The 14,856-nt window shown below is 62.7% G+C and carries 14 protein-coding genes; 3 read left to right on the top strand and 11 right to left on the bottom strand.

The features are described from left to right. Positions 1–36: 36 nt before the first annotated feature. Entirely contained in the window at positions 37–348 is a 312-nt protein-coding gene (locus OZ411_RS12935) for a hypothetical protein (protein ID WP_282528246.1), read from the bottom strand. 224 nt (positions 349–572) lie between these two features. Here OZ411_RS12935 and OZ411_RS12930 point away from each other — a divergent pair, with 224 nt between their 5' ends. Then, entirely contained in the window at positions 573–1,073 is a 501-nt protein-coding gene (locus tag OZ411_RS12930; RefSeq protein ID WP_282528245.1) for a MarR family winged helix-turn-helix transcriptional regulator, read from the top strand. A 31-nt stretch (positions 1,074–1,104) separates the two neighbouring features. On the opposite strand, the gene OZ411_RS12925 is transcribed toward OZ411_RS12930, so the two are convergent. The 4 genes from OZ411_RS12925 to OZ411_RS12910 are packed head-to-tail and all read right to left on the bottom strand — an operon-like array spanning position 1,105 to position 6,347. Then, positions 1,105–2,292: a CoA transferase gene (locus tag OZ411_RS12925; protein ID WP_282528244.1), complete on the bottom strand. Its 1,188-nt coding sequence runs from the start codon at positions 2,290–2,292 to the stop codon at positions 1,105–1,107. A gap of 15 nt (positions 2,293–2,307) precedes the next feature. After that, on the bottom strand, positions 2,308–4,548 hold the full coding sequence (locus tag OZ411_RS12920; protein WP_282528243.1) for an acyl-CoA dehydrogenase: 2,241 nt from the start codon (positions 4,546–4,548) through the stop codon (positions 2,308–2,310). A gap of 7 nt (positions 4,549–4,555) precedes the next feature. Beyond that, on the bottom strand, positions 4,556–5,365 hold the full coding sequence (locus OZ411_RS12915; protein WP_282528242.1) for an enoyl-CoA hydratase-related protein: 810 nt from the start codon (positions 5,363–5,365) through the stop codon (positions 4,556–4,558). Between the two features lie 55 nt (positions 5,366–5,420). After that, positions 5,421–6,347, bottom strand: coding sequence for a GntR family transcriptional regulator (locus tag OZ411_RS12910; RefSeq protein WP_282528241.1), 927 nt, complete (start codon positions 6,345–6,347; stop codon positions 5,421–5,423). 21 nt (positions 6,348–6,368) lie between these two features. Between OZ411_RS12910 and OZ411_RS12905 the strand changes: the two genes are divergently transcribed. Both OZ411_RS12905 and OZ411_RS12900 read left to right on the top strand, forming a co-directional pair. Continuing rightward, positions 6,369–7,508, top strand: a complete 1,140-nt coding sequence (locus OZ411_RS12905) for an acyl-CoA dehydrogenase family protein (RefSeq protein ID WP_282528240.1) — start codon at positions 6,369–6,371, stop codon at positions 7,506–7,508. A gap of 39 nt (positions 7,509–7,547) precedes the next feature. After that, the gene (locus OZ411_RS12900; RefSeq protein WP_245475771.1) at positions 7,548–8,762 is read left to right on the top strand and encodes an ABC transporter substrate-binding protein; all 1,215 of its coding nucleotides are present in this window, start codon (positions 7,548–7,550) and stop codon (positions 8,760–8,762) included. Positions 8,763–8,870: 108 nt separating this feature from the next. Here OZ411_RS12900 and OZ411_RS12895 read toward each other — a convergent pair whose 3' ends face one another. The 6 genes from OZ411_RS12895 to OZ411_RS12870 all read right to left on the bottom strand — a co-directional run bounded on the left by OZ411_RS12895 (position 8,871) and on the right by OZ411_RS12870 (position 14,836). Continuing rightward, positions 8,871–10,103 (bottom strand): ABC transporter substrate-binding protein, encoded by a 1,233-nt coding sequence (locus OZ411_RS12895; RefSeq protein ID WP_282528239.1) that lies wholly within the window; start codon positions 10,101–10,103, stop codon positions 8,871–8,873. A gap of 83 nt (positions 10,104–10,186) precedes the next feature. After that, positions 10,187–10,966 carry a fumarylacetoacetate hydrolase family protein gene (locus tag OZ411_RS12890; protein WP_282528238.1) on the bottom strand — a complete coding sequence of 260 codons (780 nt, stop codon included), beginning with the start codon at positions 10,964–10,966 and terminating at the stop codon, positions 10,187–10,189. Continuing rightward, entirely contained in the window at positions 10,963–11,772 is an 810-nt protein-coding gene (locus OZ411_RS12885) for an alpha/beta fold hydrolase (RefSeq protein WP_207230891.1), read from the bottom strand. Before OZ411_RS12885 ends, OZ411_RS12890 begins: the two co-directional genes overlap by 4 nt. A gap of 31 nt (positions 11,773–11,803) precedes the next feature. After that, positions 11,804–13,321, bottom strand: coding sequence for an AMP-binding protein (locus OZ411_RS12880; RefSeq protein WP_282528237.1), 1,518 nt, complete (start codon positions 13,319–13,321; stop codon positions 11,804–11,806). Next, positions 13,318–13,800 carry a hypothetical protein gene (locus OZ411_RS12875; protein ID WP_282528236.1) on the bottom strand — a complete coding sequence of 161 codons (483 nt, stop codon included), beginning with the start codon at positions 13,798–13,800 and terminating at the stop codon, positions 13,318–13,320. Before OZ411_RS12875 ends, OZ411_RS12880 begins: the two co-directional genes overlap by 4 nt. Before the next feature lie 4 nt (positions 13,801–13,804). After that, positions 13,805–14,836 (bottom strand): amidohydrolase family protein, encoded by a 1,032-nt coding sequence (locus OZ411_RS12870; RefSeq protein ID WP_282528294.1) that lies wholly within the window; start codon positions 14,834–14,836, stop codon positions 13,805–13,807. Between the last annotated feature and the right edge of the window lie 20 nt (positions 14,837–14,856).

Below are 14,856 nucleotides of genomic sequence, written 5' to 3'. Positions count from 1 at the left end.
CTTCCTCCGTTCAATTCAACGATTCGTCCCGTGGCGTTATTTGGCCGCGCGTTCGAGGAGTGCAGCGATGCGGGGTGACACGCCCAGATCACGGGCGGTCCAGAGCGGATCGGATGCGGCAAGCGGCTTTCGGGGAACGGGAGGCTCACTGCCCGCCTCCACCAGGCTCACGATCTGTTCGATCCGTCGTCGTTCGAGCTCTCTGAGCGTGTCTTCGACGACAAACCCTTCGGCGATGCAGCCCGGAAGCTCCGGATAAGCGAGCCGCAACAGCCACTTGCCTGGCTCGGTTTCGACGGCTTCAGCCTCAAGGAGATACGGGATCGACAAAAACTGGCGCAGATCCAAAACCACCCTCCCTGCGCGAACCTTGATCCGTTCGCGTCTACATTTGTTACGTATACGTACTATATCGATTCTCATCTTGCAAGGGCCGATGTGGCCTTTGGGACCGGCGTTTCGGATCGGGCCTGCTCTCGGCACCCAGCCCAAGGGTTGAGGACGGAACACCAAGCTGCTAACGGCTATGCCGATTTGGGGTCAGATGGACTACAGCGCAGGTCGACAACGGCATGTCAGCCGACAAGGCAATCAAGACGGATTTGGCCGCGGAGCTCGCGCGCAATTGGCAGCTCGAAGGCGGCATCGGCTTTCTTCTTCGGCTGCTCGAAGCCCGCTACGACGTCCTCTATCAGAAGGTGACGCGCCAGAGTGACATCACCCCCCGACAGTTCGGCGTACTCATGGCGCTGTATCAACGAGGCCCGCTCACGCCGTCGATCCTCGCGGAACACATCAGTTGCGACCGGAATACGCTGAGCGAAATGCTCAAGAGAATGACGGCGCGAAAGCTGATCTCGAAGAAGAGCAATGCGGAAGACCGGAGATCCGTGCAGGTTCAGATCACCGCCAAGGGAGAGACGGCGCTCTTCAGCGTCGTTCCCGCTGCTGCTGAACTGCAGGACCTGATGCTGGCACCGTTGCGCAAGGAAGATCGCGCGCATTTTCTGAAATGCATGCTGGCGATCGCAAAGGCGACGCCATCGGGCTCTTCCGGATCATCCGAGGATTGAATTCTTCTGCAGTATTGCTGACGCGGGCGAACTATTTTCCGAACGCTCCTACGTCCGCCAGGCTGGCGATTTCCGCGGATGACAATCCCAGCGCCCGTGACAGCACCTCGTCGCGGTGCGCGCCGACCGCCGACACCTCGCGCCGCATCGAGCAGTCCGCTCCCGACATCCTCCAAGGCGGATTGACCCCGAAAAATTCGCCTGCACCATCCGCAATCGTCGCAAAGGCGCCGCGCTGCGAAAGATGCGGGTCGGTCAGCGCCGCGCCGGGATCGCGATATTCGGCGCAGGGAACGCCGGCGCGATCGAGCGCCGCGATGCATTCTCGCACCGTGTGGAGCTCGGTCCACCTCTCGATCTGCTGCATCATTGCGCCCCAGTTCGCGCCACGCGCCGGCACAGTGTTGAAGCGGGCATCCTCGGCCAAGGCGCGGTCTCCCGTCACCTCGCAAAGGGCGGCGAAATTGCGCGATGTCACCGGCGCGATCAGGATATCACCATCGCTGGCCCGCACCGGACCATAGGTCGGCCGCGGCGCATGCACCGGGAACTGCGCCTCCTGCAGCTCGTAGACGAGCAGGTTCAGCATGCAATCCATCAGCGCGACGTCGATCCGTTGCCCCACTCCGGTGCGCGATCGCTGCACGAGCGCAGTCTGGATCGCCGAATAGCCGAAGATGCCTCCCAACAGATCGGCCACGAACACGGCACCCGCTGCGGGACGGTCGCGATCGCCCGCATATCGCATCAGCGCACGGTCGAACCCGCTTTCGGCGTGAACGATCATGGCATAGGCCGCACGCTCCGCCGCCGGACCAGACTGGCCATAGCCGGAGATCGAGCAATAGATCAAGCGCGGATTGATCTCGCGCAGCGCCTCATAGCCAAGTCCCAGCCGATCCATGACGCCGGGACGGAAATTTTCCACGACGATATCGGTCTGCTCGACCAGCCTGTGGACGAGGCTGATCGCTTCGCTGTTCTTCAGGTCGAGTGCCAGGCTCCGCTTTCCGGCATTGAGCTGGCCGAAATAGGCGCTGTGGCCGTCGCGCAGGGGTGCGCGCAGCCGCATGTCGTCGCCCTCCGGCGGCTCGATCTTGATCACTTCCGCGCCGACATCCGCGAGCAGCCGCGCACAATAGGGACCAGCCAGCATGATCGAGAAATCGAGCACCCTGACGCCATTGAGGGGCGCCGTCGCGACGTCTGGCTGCGGCATGCGATCACTCCCTATCTATCTCGGCAACCCAAGCGCCCGCTGCGCAATCAGGCTGCGCTGAATTTCGTTGGTTCCAATGCTGATCACCCACATCAGCGAATGACGCAGGTTCTGCTCGAAGCGGCCATTGTCGATTGCATCAGGCATCTGCTCGGAAAGCGCGGCGCGCTGGCCTAGAATGTCGAGCGCGGTTTCGCCGAAGCGCTCCATCAGCTCGCTGGAAAACACCTTGCTGATCGCGCCATATTCCGGCGGGGTGATGCCATCGGCCGCCAATTCCGCGCAATGCATCATCAACTGACGGCCGACCTCGATTTTAGACGCGAGTACGGCCATTCTGTCGCGGACGATCGGGTCATTGGCGAGCGGCGGCCTGTCGGCTTCTGCCGCCATGATATGCCGGCGCAATTGTTCGAAGGCGTGGGCGACCTTCAGGACGATGCCGCCGCCGACCAGACCGCGCTCGAAAGCGAGCGCCCCGGTCAGCACCTTCCAGCCGCCATCGACCTCACCGACGAGGTTGTCAAGCGGAATACGGACGTTGTCGTAGAAGATATTGGCAAAGGAGCCGTCATACATGGTCGTCGCCGGATGAATGGAGATGCCCGGCGTATTCATCGGCACGATGAACATGCTGATGCCCGCATGCGGCGGCTTGGCGTCCCTGTCCGTGCGCGCAGCCAGGAACATGTATTTGCCCCACCACGTCGTGGTCCAGATCTTCTGGCCGTTGATGACCCACTGATCGCCATCACGCTCCGCGCCGGTGCGCAGCGCGGCGAGATCGGAGCCTGCCTGGGGTTCGCTGTAGCCCATGCCGTGCATGGCTTCGCCGCGGAGAATCTCCGGCAGATATTTCTGCTGCTGCTCCGGCGTGCCGAACATCATCAGCGCGTTGGCTTGGATCGCAGCTCCAATCCGCGGCGCTTCGTCCCGCTCCATCGTCTCGATGAGGGCGATCTGCTCCAGCGGCGAGCGCCCCTGCCCGCCGAATTTGCTCGGCCATCCCAACCCGATCCAGCCGGTCTTGCCGACATCAAGCGCGAACTCGACATCGAACTCGCGCTTGGCAAATGGCTGCGCGTCGAAGGCGGCCTTGCGCTCGCTCGACCAATTCTCCTCCAACCATTGCCGGACCTGCTCGCGCAGCGCATTGCCGGCCGGACCAAGATCGTATTGCGGCAGTTCCGCACCACCGTCATCTAGCAGGAAAGAGCCTATGCCGAGCCTCGCATGCGCCGCGCCGCCGAGCGCGATCGTATCGAGATGCACGCGCTTGAAGTGCAATGGCGCCTCGTGCTCCTCAGCATAGCCGATGGCGCCGAATGTATGCTGGGTCTCGAGCGAAACACGCCGCAGCGCCTCGGCGGAAAAAGATGCGGCGCAATCGGCGAAATACGGCCAATGACGATCGCCACGATCATGCAGTTCCCCTGCATGGTCGAGGATCAGGCGCACGCCTTCGAGCAGGATGAAGCAATTGGCCAGCTTGTGCTGGATCGCCTGGAACTGTCCGATCGGCCGCCCGAATTGCCGGCGCTCCTTTGCATAGTCGACCGCCAGTTCGAACGCGCGCCGGGCGGCACCGTGCGCCCGCGCCATCAGCGCCAGCTTGGCCTTGCGCAATAGGTCATGGACGGCAAGGAATTCGACTTCGATGATTTCAGCCGGCGCAGCGTTCAGCCGAACCTGGTGAAGGCTCCAGGCGCCCATCGCACGGGTTGGTTCAACGCCGACACCCGGGCCATCCATCGCAACAAGCGCAAGCGCCGATGGACTGATCGGCACAAGCAGATGCGTACAGCTTCCCGCCGCCTCGACAAACCGCAGCAGTCCGCTTGCCTTAACGTTCGTGACCTCGATGCTGCCCGCCGCGCGGTCCGGATCAAATGCCCCAAACGAAAACGCGATGCGCGCGGTGCCCGCATGTAGGCGCCTTAGCAAACCAACCGAAGCCTCGGACATTGCTCCCGCGAGCGCGAAATTGGCGAGAGTCGCCGACCACATCGGCGCCGGGCACGCGGCGCGGCCCAGCTCCGCCATCACCACCAGGATCTCGCGCAACCCTCCCATGTCGGGATCGCTGCCAAGCGACGCAACGCCCTGACCCACGAGCTTGCTCCAGATCGCTGCGATCTCTTGCGGACACGGGCCACGCTTCACGGTGTCGACGCGCCAATGCTGGCCGAGAAACCCGCGCAGGGAATCCGCCAGCATCTTCCTGGTGTCGTCAGTTGGGCGCTCGGTCGCGCTCATGGCCGCGCTACGCCTGGCCGAATTTCGGCTTGCGCTTTTCCTTGAACGACATGGTCGCTTCCTTGTGGTCGGCCGTCTCAAACGTCACCTGCTCCAGGGCCATAGAGGCTTCGAGCAGCAAGTTGACGCGATCCTTGACGATCTGGTTGATCGACAGCTTGGTCCAGCGAATGGCCCAGGTCGGGCCGTTCGCAAGCTCCACGGCGATATCGCGGGCCCTGGCCAGCACCTCCGCGCGCGGCGCCACATGGTTGACCAGCCCGATCCTCTCGGCCTCCTTGCCGCTCAGGAGCGTGCCGCGGATCAGGAATTCCTTGGCCTTGTTGATCCCAACGAGCAGCGGCCAGATCACGGTGCCGCCGTCGCCCGCGACCAGGCCGACACGCGACACGTGCGTGTCGCCGATCCGCGCGTCATCGGCCATGACCGTTATGTCGCACAGGAGCGCGTGAGTCGCCGCAAGGCCGATGGCATCGCCGTTGATGGCGGCGATGATCGGCTTGTCGAGCTCAAGCTGGCGGGTGACCCCGCGCCGGCTGATCATGGGATCATGGACCTCGCCCTCTTCGAGGACGTCGCCGCCTGGCCGCTCGGACATCGCCTTCACGTCGCCACCGACGCTGAAGAAATCGCCGGCGCCGGTCAGCACCACGACATTGACGGCGTGATCATCGGCGAGGTCATCCCAGATCGTCCGCAGTTCGCGGATCAGCTTTTGATTGATCGCATTGCGCGCCTGCGGGCGGTTCAAGGTCACGGTCGCCACCTTGTCCGCAACCTCGATCTTCAGGCACTCGTAATTGGCGTATCTGGACACATTTTCCTCCGTTTATACTCTTGTTCAGGCGAGGCTGGTCGTCACATGCCGCCGCTCAACGGCGGATACCAGGCTGGACCTCCGCCAAGGCGACTTGGAGTGACATGGCGCCGGGATCCTGCTCCAGCATCCGCTGCACGGATTCGAGATGCGTGCGCATCAGGCGCGTGGCGGACGAGACATTGCGCTCGCGCAGCGCGGCCACAAACCGCCGGCGCTTCTCGGCGAGCCGGGCCATCGCGACGCCGCTCGACGCCACCTTGGCATAGACGAAGCGCATGTGAATCTCCGTGACCGAATCCATGATCATGGCGATCACCTTGTTTCCGGTCGCCGCGGCCAGCAGCTTGTAGAACTCCCGCGAGCACTCGACCCGGTCGAGCAGCCGGCCTTCGCGCGTGGCAAGTTCGGTGCGCTCCACATTCGCCTCAAGCGCGTCGAGATCGACCGCCCGCGCATTCGCACACGCCAGCCGTACGACGAGATCAAGTACATGGACGCGTGCTTCCGACAATTCGCGCACTGAAATCGTGCCAAGGCTCAGCATGTCTCGCATGACGTCGTTCATGCGGCTGGTATCGCCCTCGCGGATGAAGGCTCCTCCTTTGACGCCCTTCTGCAGCCGCAGCACGCCCGCCATCTCGAGGCTTCGCAGCGCCTCGCGCAGGACATTGCGGCTCACGCCGAGTTGCTGCGCCAGGTCGCGTTCGGCGGGAAGCTTGTCCCCGGGCTTGAGCACACCGAGCGCCAATTGCTCGCGAATACGCTCGCAGATTTCCTCGAACGCGCGACGGGTGTGGATCGGCCGGAATTGCAATGCAGCCGGCGACCCGGCTGCACGGTGATCGGGGGCACGTTCCCGCCGGCTGGGCGACGCCAACCGCGGTCGGACCGAGTTACGAGGGCTTGACTTGGTGTTCATCGGGTGAATTATTAAATGGATCACCCATTCAATGGAAGCCCCTTTCTGGAGCTTCCTCACAAAAAAGCAGGCGGGAAACCCATGAGCTTCACCGAGGAGCAGATCGCGTTCCGCGACAACATCCGAAAAATGGTCGCCAGACACGTGGCGCCGATCGCCGCCGAGATCGACGAGTCTGATCGTTTCCCGCTCGAGATCGTGAAGCTGTTCGGCGAGATGGGGCTGATGCAGCTTTGGGTGCCGGAACAGTATGGCGGACCGAACGGCAACCTGACGATGGCCTGCATCGCGCGCGAAGAAATCTCGAAGGTCTCGCCCGCCTGTGCCTCGATCGCAGCCCTCAATACCATGTTCATCATGCCGCTGCTCCATTTCGGCTCCGAGGAGCAACGCAAGAAATACCTGCCGATCATCGCCAAGGGCGGCGTCGTGACCGCGATCGCGATCTCCGAACCGCAGGCCGGCTCGGACGTCTCCGCGCTCAACACCCGCGCCAGGAAGGACGGCGACTGCTATATCCTCAACGGCCGCAAGCAGTGGTGCAGCTACGGCGTCGTCGCCGACTACATCGTGGTGATGGCGAGGACGAGCGACAGCTCAGGCGCGGACGGCATCAGCGCCTTCATCGTTGAACCGAAGCAGATGCTGGGCATCTCGTTCGGGCGACACGAGCGAAAGCTGGGCTTTCACGGCGCTCCGAATACGCCGATCTTCTTCGACAATGTGCGGGTTCCCGCCGAGAATCTCGTCGGCGAGGAAGGCAAGGGTTTTCGCGCGTCAATGCGCGCACTCGATCTCAACCGCCCGACCATCGGCGCCCAATCTGTGGGATTGGCGCAGGGCGCGCTCGACGCCTGCATCGCCTATGCGAAGGAACGCAAGCAGTTCAAGCGATCGATCTCGGAATTCCAGGGCGTGCAGTTCATGCTTGCGGACATGGCCATGCAGATCGAGGCGGCGCGCGCGCTCGTCTACGAATGCGCGCGTGCCGGCGATGAAGGCGACTGGAAGCGATTGAACCTGCTCGCCAGCATGGCGAAGTGCATCGGCAGCGACACCGCCATGAAGGTCACCACCGACGCCGTCCAGATCTTCGGCGGCTACGGCTACACCATGGATTACCCGGTCGAACGCATGATGCGCGACGCCAAGCTGACCCAGATCTTTGAAGGCACCAATCAGATCCAGCGCGTGGTGATCGCCCGCGAGCTGCTGCGATAACAAGAATGAACAATCAAATACAACATGGAGGAAACGATCTTGACCTGCACCATCCACCGGATTTGGCGCACTGTGGCCATATCCGCACTTCTTGCCGCAACACCAGCTTACGCGCAAAAAGCCTATAGCCCGGGAGCCAGCGATACCGAGATCAAGCTTGGCCAATCAACCCCGCTCAGCGGTCCCGCCTCTGCTTTCGGTGCCGGCGCAGGACGGGCGGTCGTCGGCTATTTTGAGATGCTGAACGCGCAAGGAGGGATCAACGGACGCAAGATCAGCTTTACGCAACTGGATAATGCCTACAGTGCGCCCAAGGCGGTCGAGCAGTCGCGCAAGCTCATAGAAGACGTCGGCGTGCTGGCCGAGGTCGGGACCATCGGAACGGCACCGAATGTTGCGATCCAGAAATATCTCAACTCCAAACAGGTGCCGCAGCTTTTCATCACCGCCGGTGGACGCCGCTTCAACGATCCCAAGGCTTTCCCGTGGACCGTGCCGCTCTATCCCGATTTCGAGACGGAAGGCCGCGTCGTCGCCAAATATATCGCGAAGACAAGACCCGACGCCAAGATCGGCGTCCTGTATCAGAATGACGATTACGGAAAGGACTATCTCAAGGGCTTGCGGGCCGGGCTTGGCGAAAAGGCGGCGCAGATCGTCACGGCGGTTTCCTACGAACTCGCCGATCCGACGATCGATTCGCAAATCGTTCAGTTGAAAGCCGCCGGCATCGACACGCTGATCGAACAATCGTCCTCGAAGGCAGCCGCGCAATCGATACGGAAAGTCTACGAGCTTAAGTGGAATCCGCTCCACGTGATCGGTGGCTCGACGGCGTCGGTAGAGACCATCCTGAAGCCGGCAGGCCTCGAGGCATCAAAAGGACTGGTCACGACGCAGTTCCTCAAACAGCCCGGCGACCCGGCATGGGCCGATGACGAAGAGGTGAAGGCCTACAAGAGCTTCCTGAAGAAGTATGCGTCGTCGGCCAATCCGGATGACTACTCCGTCCTGGTCGCCTATATGAACGTGCATGCCGTGACGCTCGCCCTGAAGAAATGCGGCGATCAGTTGACGCGGGACAATCTCATTCGCCAGGCGACATCGCTCCATGGCGAACGGCTGCCGATGATGCTTCCGGGCATCTCGATCAGCATGCATCCCGACGACTACACACCGTTCAAGACGCTTCGGATCGCGATTTTCGACGGAGAGAGCTGGACACTGGCAGGCGATCCGCTGTCGGCTCAGTGATCCATCCGGGCGTTTGCAGCATTGCTCGCGAATGCAATTTCTCCATCAGAAAAAGGCGAGAGCGGCATTTGCCGCCCTCGCCCAGCCGTCCCGGAGATTCGTGAGGGTTCAGGACGCAATCGCACCGAGATCGATCATGTCGCCCACGGGAATCCAGTTCTCACCATCGAAGCGGCAAATCTGCAAGTTGTGGATGGCGCGATAGTCGGTTGGAGAATTTTCCACCTTGATGCCATCGAGGAAAAGCGGCGGCAGTTCGCCCTTGAGCGACGTCGCCTGCTTCAAGAGGTTTTCCCGCGTCAGATCGTTGCCGCAACGCTTGAGAACCTGCTCGATCATGTAGGCGTTGTTGTAGCCTGGCGTCGCCGTATTGTCGTCGATGCCGACCGAGGGCATGTATCTCTTCATGAAGTCGACATAGGCCTTCACCCTTGGCTTGTCCCGGTGTCTCGGATCGGTCACGACGATCTCCCACCATGCCGAGATCAAGCCCTTGGCGTTGTCGAGGCCGGCCGGGGCAAGCGTGCCTCCGATCGAACTGCAATTCGAATTGACGACGTGCAGCGGCTTCCAGCCCATCGCCGCCACCTTCCGGATGCCTTGCGCGGCAAATTTGGAATAGGTCAACTGGACGAACACATCGGCACCGGTCGCCCTGCAATCGGCGACCTGATTGTCGATGGTGGGCTCGGTGATCTCGTGACTGACCTCCTTGACAATGGCGCTCGCCTTGCCGCCCAGCCCCTTCTTCAGGCCACGAAGGAAGTCCTTGCCGAGATCGTCGTTGACATATTGGACGGCGATTTTGGCGTTCGGCTTTTCGTTGAGAATGAACGTGGCCAAGGCCGCGCCTTGCGCGACATAGATCGGGTAGAACGGAACGATCCAGGGAAACTCCTTCGGATCATTGAAGCGCTCGGCGCCTGATGTCAGGAACAGGCTCGGCACCTTCTTCGCATTGAGATATTTTTGTACGGCTGCATTGGTTGCCGTTCCCAGGAAACCGGCGATAGCGAAGACTTCCTCCGACTCCACGAGCTTGCGCGTCTGCTCGACGGCTTTCGGCGGCGAAAAGGCATTATCCAGCGAAACCAGGTTGACCTTCCGGCCGTTGATGCCGCCATTGTCGTTGACCATCTGAAAATAGGCCGTCTGTGCCTGTCCGTAGACGCCGTAGCCGGACGCCGGTCCGCTATAGGGCGCCGTGGTCCCGAGCTTGATTTCGGTGTCGGTCACACCAGGCCCGTAATTGTTTGCAGCGCGTGCGCGCGACGCTCGACCGCACGTGAGTGCCGCTGCGCCGAGGCCGGCGATGGTTGTTCGCCGCGAGATCAATGTCATTTCGGCTCCTCCCCTTTCATTTTTGGCTATAAGTGGATGCTGCAACGGGCCTGCTGCTCTCCGGCAGCATGAGGCCCGGTGAGCTAAACGAACGAAACGCTCACGGGCGAGAATCCTGAGATTTTTGCTTCGTAGAATTCGCCTGCGGAGACCGGCGACACGGGTCCCAGCGCGCCGGTCAGCACGACATCACCGCACCGCAACGGTTGGCCGGCTTTTGCCATGGTGCGGGCAAGCCAGAGCGCGGCGCGCAAGGGGTGGCCGAGACAGGCCGCGCCGCAGCCGACGGAGACGATCGCGCCATTGCGCGTCATCGTCATGCCGCAGGCTTCCAGATCGACATCGGTCAGGCGACGCGGCGAGGCGCCGAGCACATAGCGGGCGCTCGAGCCGTTATCGGCCACCGTATCCAGGATCGTGATCTTCCAATCGCGGATCCGGCTGTCGACCACTTCGAGCGCGGAGACGACATAGGCCGTCGATCGCATCAATTCGCCGAGGGTGATGTCATCGTCAGCCAGATCCCGCTCCAGGACGAGCGCCACCTCCGCCTCGACACGCGGCTGGATCAGTTGCGCGACCTCGATCCGTTCGCCGGTCGGGATCTCCATGTCGGCAAACAGCGCGCCGTAGTCGGGCTGATCGACTCCAAGCTGCTGCTGGACGGCTTTGGACGTCAGGCCGATCTTGCGGCCCACGAGCCGGCGGCCGCCGGCGATCCCGCGACGGGTGACTTCGGCCTGAATCGCATAGGCCACCTCCACTCGCCCTTCGCCGATATCGCCCGCTATCGGCGCAATCGGGCGGCATGCCGCCTCCGCTTCCTGCAGGCGTGTCGCGATGTTCTCAACGATATTGCTCATGGCCGATCCAGGAAGTCAGCGACAAGCGCGTTGAATTCGTCGGCCTTCTCCCACTGCGCCCAGTGCCCGCATTTGGGGAAGACGTGAAGCTGCGCGTTCGGCATGGTCTTCAGCAGGATGAAGCTGGAATCGAGCGGCACGACGCGGTCCTCGCGCCCCCAGATCAGAAGCGTGCGGTGCTTGAGCGCCGCGAGATTCTCACGCCAGATATCGAGCGGCGGCCGCTTGAAGATGTCGATGACATCGGGGCGGGTGGCGGCTTTGAGCCGCTCGGCGAGCAATTCTTCGGTGATCGAGGACTGGTCGAACACCAGGAGATCGATCACGCCCTTCAGCTTCTGCAAGGTCGGCCCCTCGCCGGCATGGAACATCGCCATCCGCCGCAGCCCTTCGGTCGGCATCGGCGAGAAGATCGCCTGGCTTCCGCCGGTCCCCATCAGCACCAGCCGGTTGACCCGTTCGGGCGCGCGCAAGGCCACCATCAGCGAAGTTGCGCCTCCGAGGGAATTGCCGACGAAGCTCGCCTTCTTGACGTCGATCGCGTCCATGAACGCGCGGGTGAAGTCACCCATCGCTTCGAAGATCGGGCCGTCCTTCAGCTTCCCTTCGGTCTCGCCAAATCCGGGAAGGTCGAACACGATCACGCGACGGCGCGCGGCGAGAGCCTCGACATTCTTGCGATAATTGCTCAGGCCGGAAGCGCCCGGGCCTCCGCCATGGATGAGGATGGTGGGCTCTCCTTGCCCGACGTCATAGTAATGCGTGCGCGTCCCCGCGACATCGACATGCTTACCCTTCAGTTCCACTATTAATCTCCGACTTCGATGATGAATTCTGTCAGGCTTGCGCGTGCGCCTGCAGATAGGCGTCGCGCAGTTTCCGCTTGAAGATTTTTCCGCTCGCCTCGCGCGGCAGCGCATCATGAAACACGAACCGCTTCGGGATCTTGAACCGGGCGATATGGCGTTCCAGGAATGTCGCGATGGCTTCGGCCCCGAGCCGAATCCCGCCCTCGGCTTCGATGGCAGCGACCAGGCTTTCTCCGAACTCCTCGTCGGGTGCGCCGAACACCGCGCAGTCCCGTACGCCCGGACAGTTCACCAGGACATTCTCGATCTCTGCGGGATAGATGTTGACCCCGCCGGAGATGACCATGTCGCGCTTGCGATCACAGATGAACAGATAGCCGTCGGCATCGACGTAGCCGACGTCGCCACAGGTCACGAGCCCGCCACGATCGATCTCGTCGCGTTGCTCCGGCCTGCCGTGATAGGTGAAATCGGCATAGGCTTCCGTGCGCAGGTAGATCTCCCCGATCTGTCCGGTGCCGAGCTCGCGGCCTTCGTCGTCGTAGATGCGTAGCGTCGTGCCCGGCATCGCCCTGCCGACGGTGCCCGGATGGGCAAGCCATTCGTGGGAGTTGCAGCCGACCGCTGGCCCGGTTTCGGTTGCGCCGTAGGTTTCGTGAATCACCGGCCCCCACCATTCGATCATGCGCCGCTTGACGTCGGGCGGGCATGCTGCGCCGGTGTGGGTCGCCCAGCGAATGGAGGAAATGTCGTACTGCGATCGCACTTCCTCGCTGAGCCGAAGCAAGCGCACAAACATCGTCGGCACCATCGTGAGATGGGTGATGCGATGTTCCTCGATCGTCTTCAGCAAGTCTTCGGGATCGAAATTGTGCTGGAGGATCACGAGGTCGGCATGCTGAAAGGCCTGCCTGGCAAATGCCCCCGGAGAGGCATGATAGAGCGGGCCGCACACGAATGCGCGCATGCCTTCCTCAATGCCATAGATCTGTCGCAGCAAGGCGGCATTCCTCTTGACCTGCTCCGCGCTCATCGGCGCGCGACGCACGCCTTTCGGTCGGCCGGTGGTGCCGGAGGTGTAGATCATGGTCCCGCGCGGGGCGCGCGCCGGTTCCGACCATTCGGCAAAACTGTCCCGATAGGGAGCCCAGGCACGGGCGCACGAAGGAGCATCCGACGCGGCCGCGACGCCGACGCCCGCAGGCGTCGCAAAGAACGTCGGCAGGTCCGCTGGAATTGCGGCCGCAACTCCCTGCAGCAGGCCGGCATGGCCGATCAGCGCATGCGGCGCGCAATCGGCGAGAATGTAGCGGATTTCGTCCGCGCTGCTGTGCCAGTTGAGCGGCACGACATAGGCCCCAAGCAGGGACGCGGCGTGCATGACTTCGAAATAGATCGGATCGTTCCGGATCAGCAGCGCGATCGCATCGCCTTCGTTGACGCCCGCTGCCGCAAGCGCCGATGCCGCGCGCTTGCCCTGCACGAGCAGCGCGTCGCACGAAACACTGTGCGCGCCGATGATGATCGACCTGTCTCGTTTGCTCACTCCAGGCATATCACCGCCTCGGCGCGAGCGGAGGGCAGATAGACGTGGTCGAGCGCCTGGAAGTCCGCTTCCGACAAAGTGATCGACGTGGTGAATGTCAGCGGATCCATGTGGCCATTGAGCACATCGGGATAGTTCCAGCGCACAGTCGCCACCGTGCGGCTGCCGGCCTTGAGCTCCACGGTCAGCGGTGCCGCCGCGCTCGAGCCGTGCCCGCTCTGATAGCCGTCGCCGATACAGTAGATCTCCAGGGCGAATTCGTTGCGGCCCCGACGCTGAACGGCGATCTCCACGTCGAGCAGGCCGAACGCGACGTCATCGGGTTCGTCCTCGCTGTAGAAATACACATAGGAGATGCGCGCGTAGCGGCTGACGCCAAGCGCAGCGTCGGACGGGACCTGCGCGTCGCTGCGGCCGGGCGTCCGCGGCGGAACGGGACCGAGCAGGCACATCTGTGGAACCGACCTGCAGGCAATCATGACGCTAGGCCTGCTGTGACGCGACGGAGTGACAATCGCTAGCTGCTGCATGCAGCATTTCCAGATCGAAAGCACGGCCAAGGAAAGCGAAGGCGTTGTCGGCGAGAACGCCCGGGCAATCCGGGAGCGCGGCGCGGGCAAATGCGCCGGGATGCTTTTGGCGAATGGTGAAGGGATAGTCGGAGCCGACCACGATGCGGTCCGATCCCACGACCGACGACATGAATTGAAGCGCGGGGGCGTCGTAGAGAATCGAGTCGTAGAAGAAGCCGCGCGCGATTTCCCTTGGCGATCGCGTCATCCGTTTCTGCATCTCCCCGCCGAGCGACCAGCCGTAATCGAGCCGCGGCAGGATCCAGGGCAGCGCGCCGCCGCCGTGGCTGAGCAGGATGCGGAGCTTGGGAAATTTCTCGAGAACGCCGGCCGCAAGCAGCGACACTGCGGCCAGCGCAGTCTCCAGCGGAAATGCCGCCGTCGCCGCGAATTCGGGCCCCGCCCCGATCCGCTCCAGCCCGGCCGGATGCAATGGATGAACGAAGATGCAGAGGTCGAGCGCCTCTGCGGCCTCATAGAGCGGATGGAGCACTTCGCTGCCGAGGGCGACGCCATCGACATGGCTTCCGATTTCGATGCCGGAAAGACCAAGCGCCTTGATGCGCTCTAGCTGCGCCAGCGCGCGCGGCACGTCCTGAACGCAGGCCATGCCGATTCCGGCGAAGCGGCGCGGAGCCTCGCTGACCATCACGGCGATGTGCTCGTTGATTGTATCCGCGAGGTGCTCGGCGTCATGAGCCGGCAACCAATGCGACAGAAGCTCTGGCATCGGGGAGAGCACCTGCATTGTGGTGCCATCCTCCTCCATGTCCGCCAGCCTGCGCCCGACGTCCCACGAGCGCGAGTCGATCTTTCGGAACACCTTTCCGCCAATCACCACCGCGGCCTTGTCGCCCGAAAGCTCCACGCTCGGCCACCGCCGATCGCGCGCGGCGTCAGCCGGGAGCCGTGCAGGCACGACATGCGTATGGGCATCCACCACTGGCAATGGCACCCTCCTTT

Source organism: Bradyrhizobium sp. Arg237L (assembly GCF_029990105.1).
Lineage (GTDB): Bacteria > Pseudomonadota > Alphaproteobacteria > Rhizobiales > Xanthobacteraceae > Bradyrhizobium.
This window is presented reverse-complemented; position numbering and strand designations above follow the sequence as displayed.

What these genes read in the sequence shown, in the direction of transcription:
- OZ411_RS12930 (WP_282528245.1), top strand. Translation starts at nt 573, where the DNA reads ATGTCAGCCGACAAGGCAATCAAGACGGATTTGGCCGCGGAGCTCGCG.
- OZ411_RS12925 (WP_282528244.1), bottom strand. Translation starts at nt 2,292, where the DNA reads ATGCCGCAGCCAGACGTCGCGACGGCGCCCCTCAATGGCGTCAGGGTG.
- OZ411_RS12920 (WP_282528243.1), bottom strand. Translation starts at nt 4,548, where the DNA reads ATGAGCGCGACCGAGCGCCCAACTGACGACACCAGGAAGATGCTGGCG.
- OZ411_RS12905 (WP_282528240.1), top strand. Translation starts at nt 6,369, where the DNA reads ATGAGCTTCACCGAGGAGCAGATCGCGTTCCGCGACAACATCCGAAAA.
- OZ411_RS12895 (WP_282528239.1), bottom strand. Translation starts at nt 10,103, where the DNA reads ATGACATTGATCTCGCGGCGAACAACCATCGCCGGCCTCGGCGCAGCG.
- OZ411_RS12890 (WP_282528238.1), bottom strand. Translation starts at nt 10,966, where the DNA reads ATGAGCAATATCGTTGAGAACATCGCGACACGCCTGCAGGAAGCGGAG.
- OZ411_RS12875 (WP_282528236.1), bottom strand. Translation starts at nt 13,800, where the DNA reads ATGATTGCCTGCAGGTCGGTTCCACAGATGTGCCTGCTCGGTCCCGTT.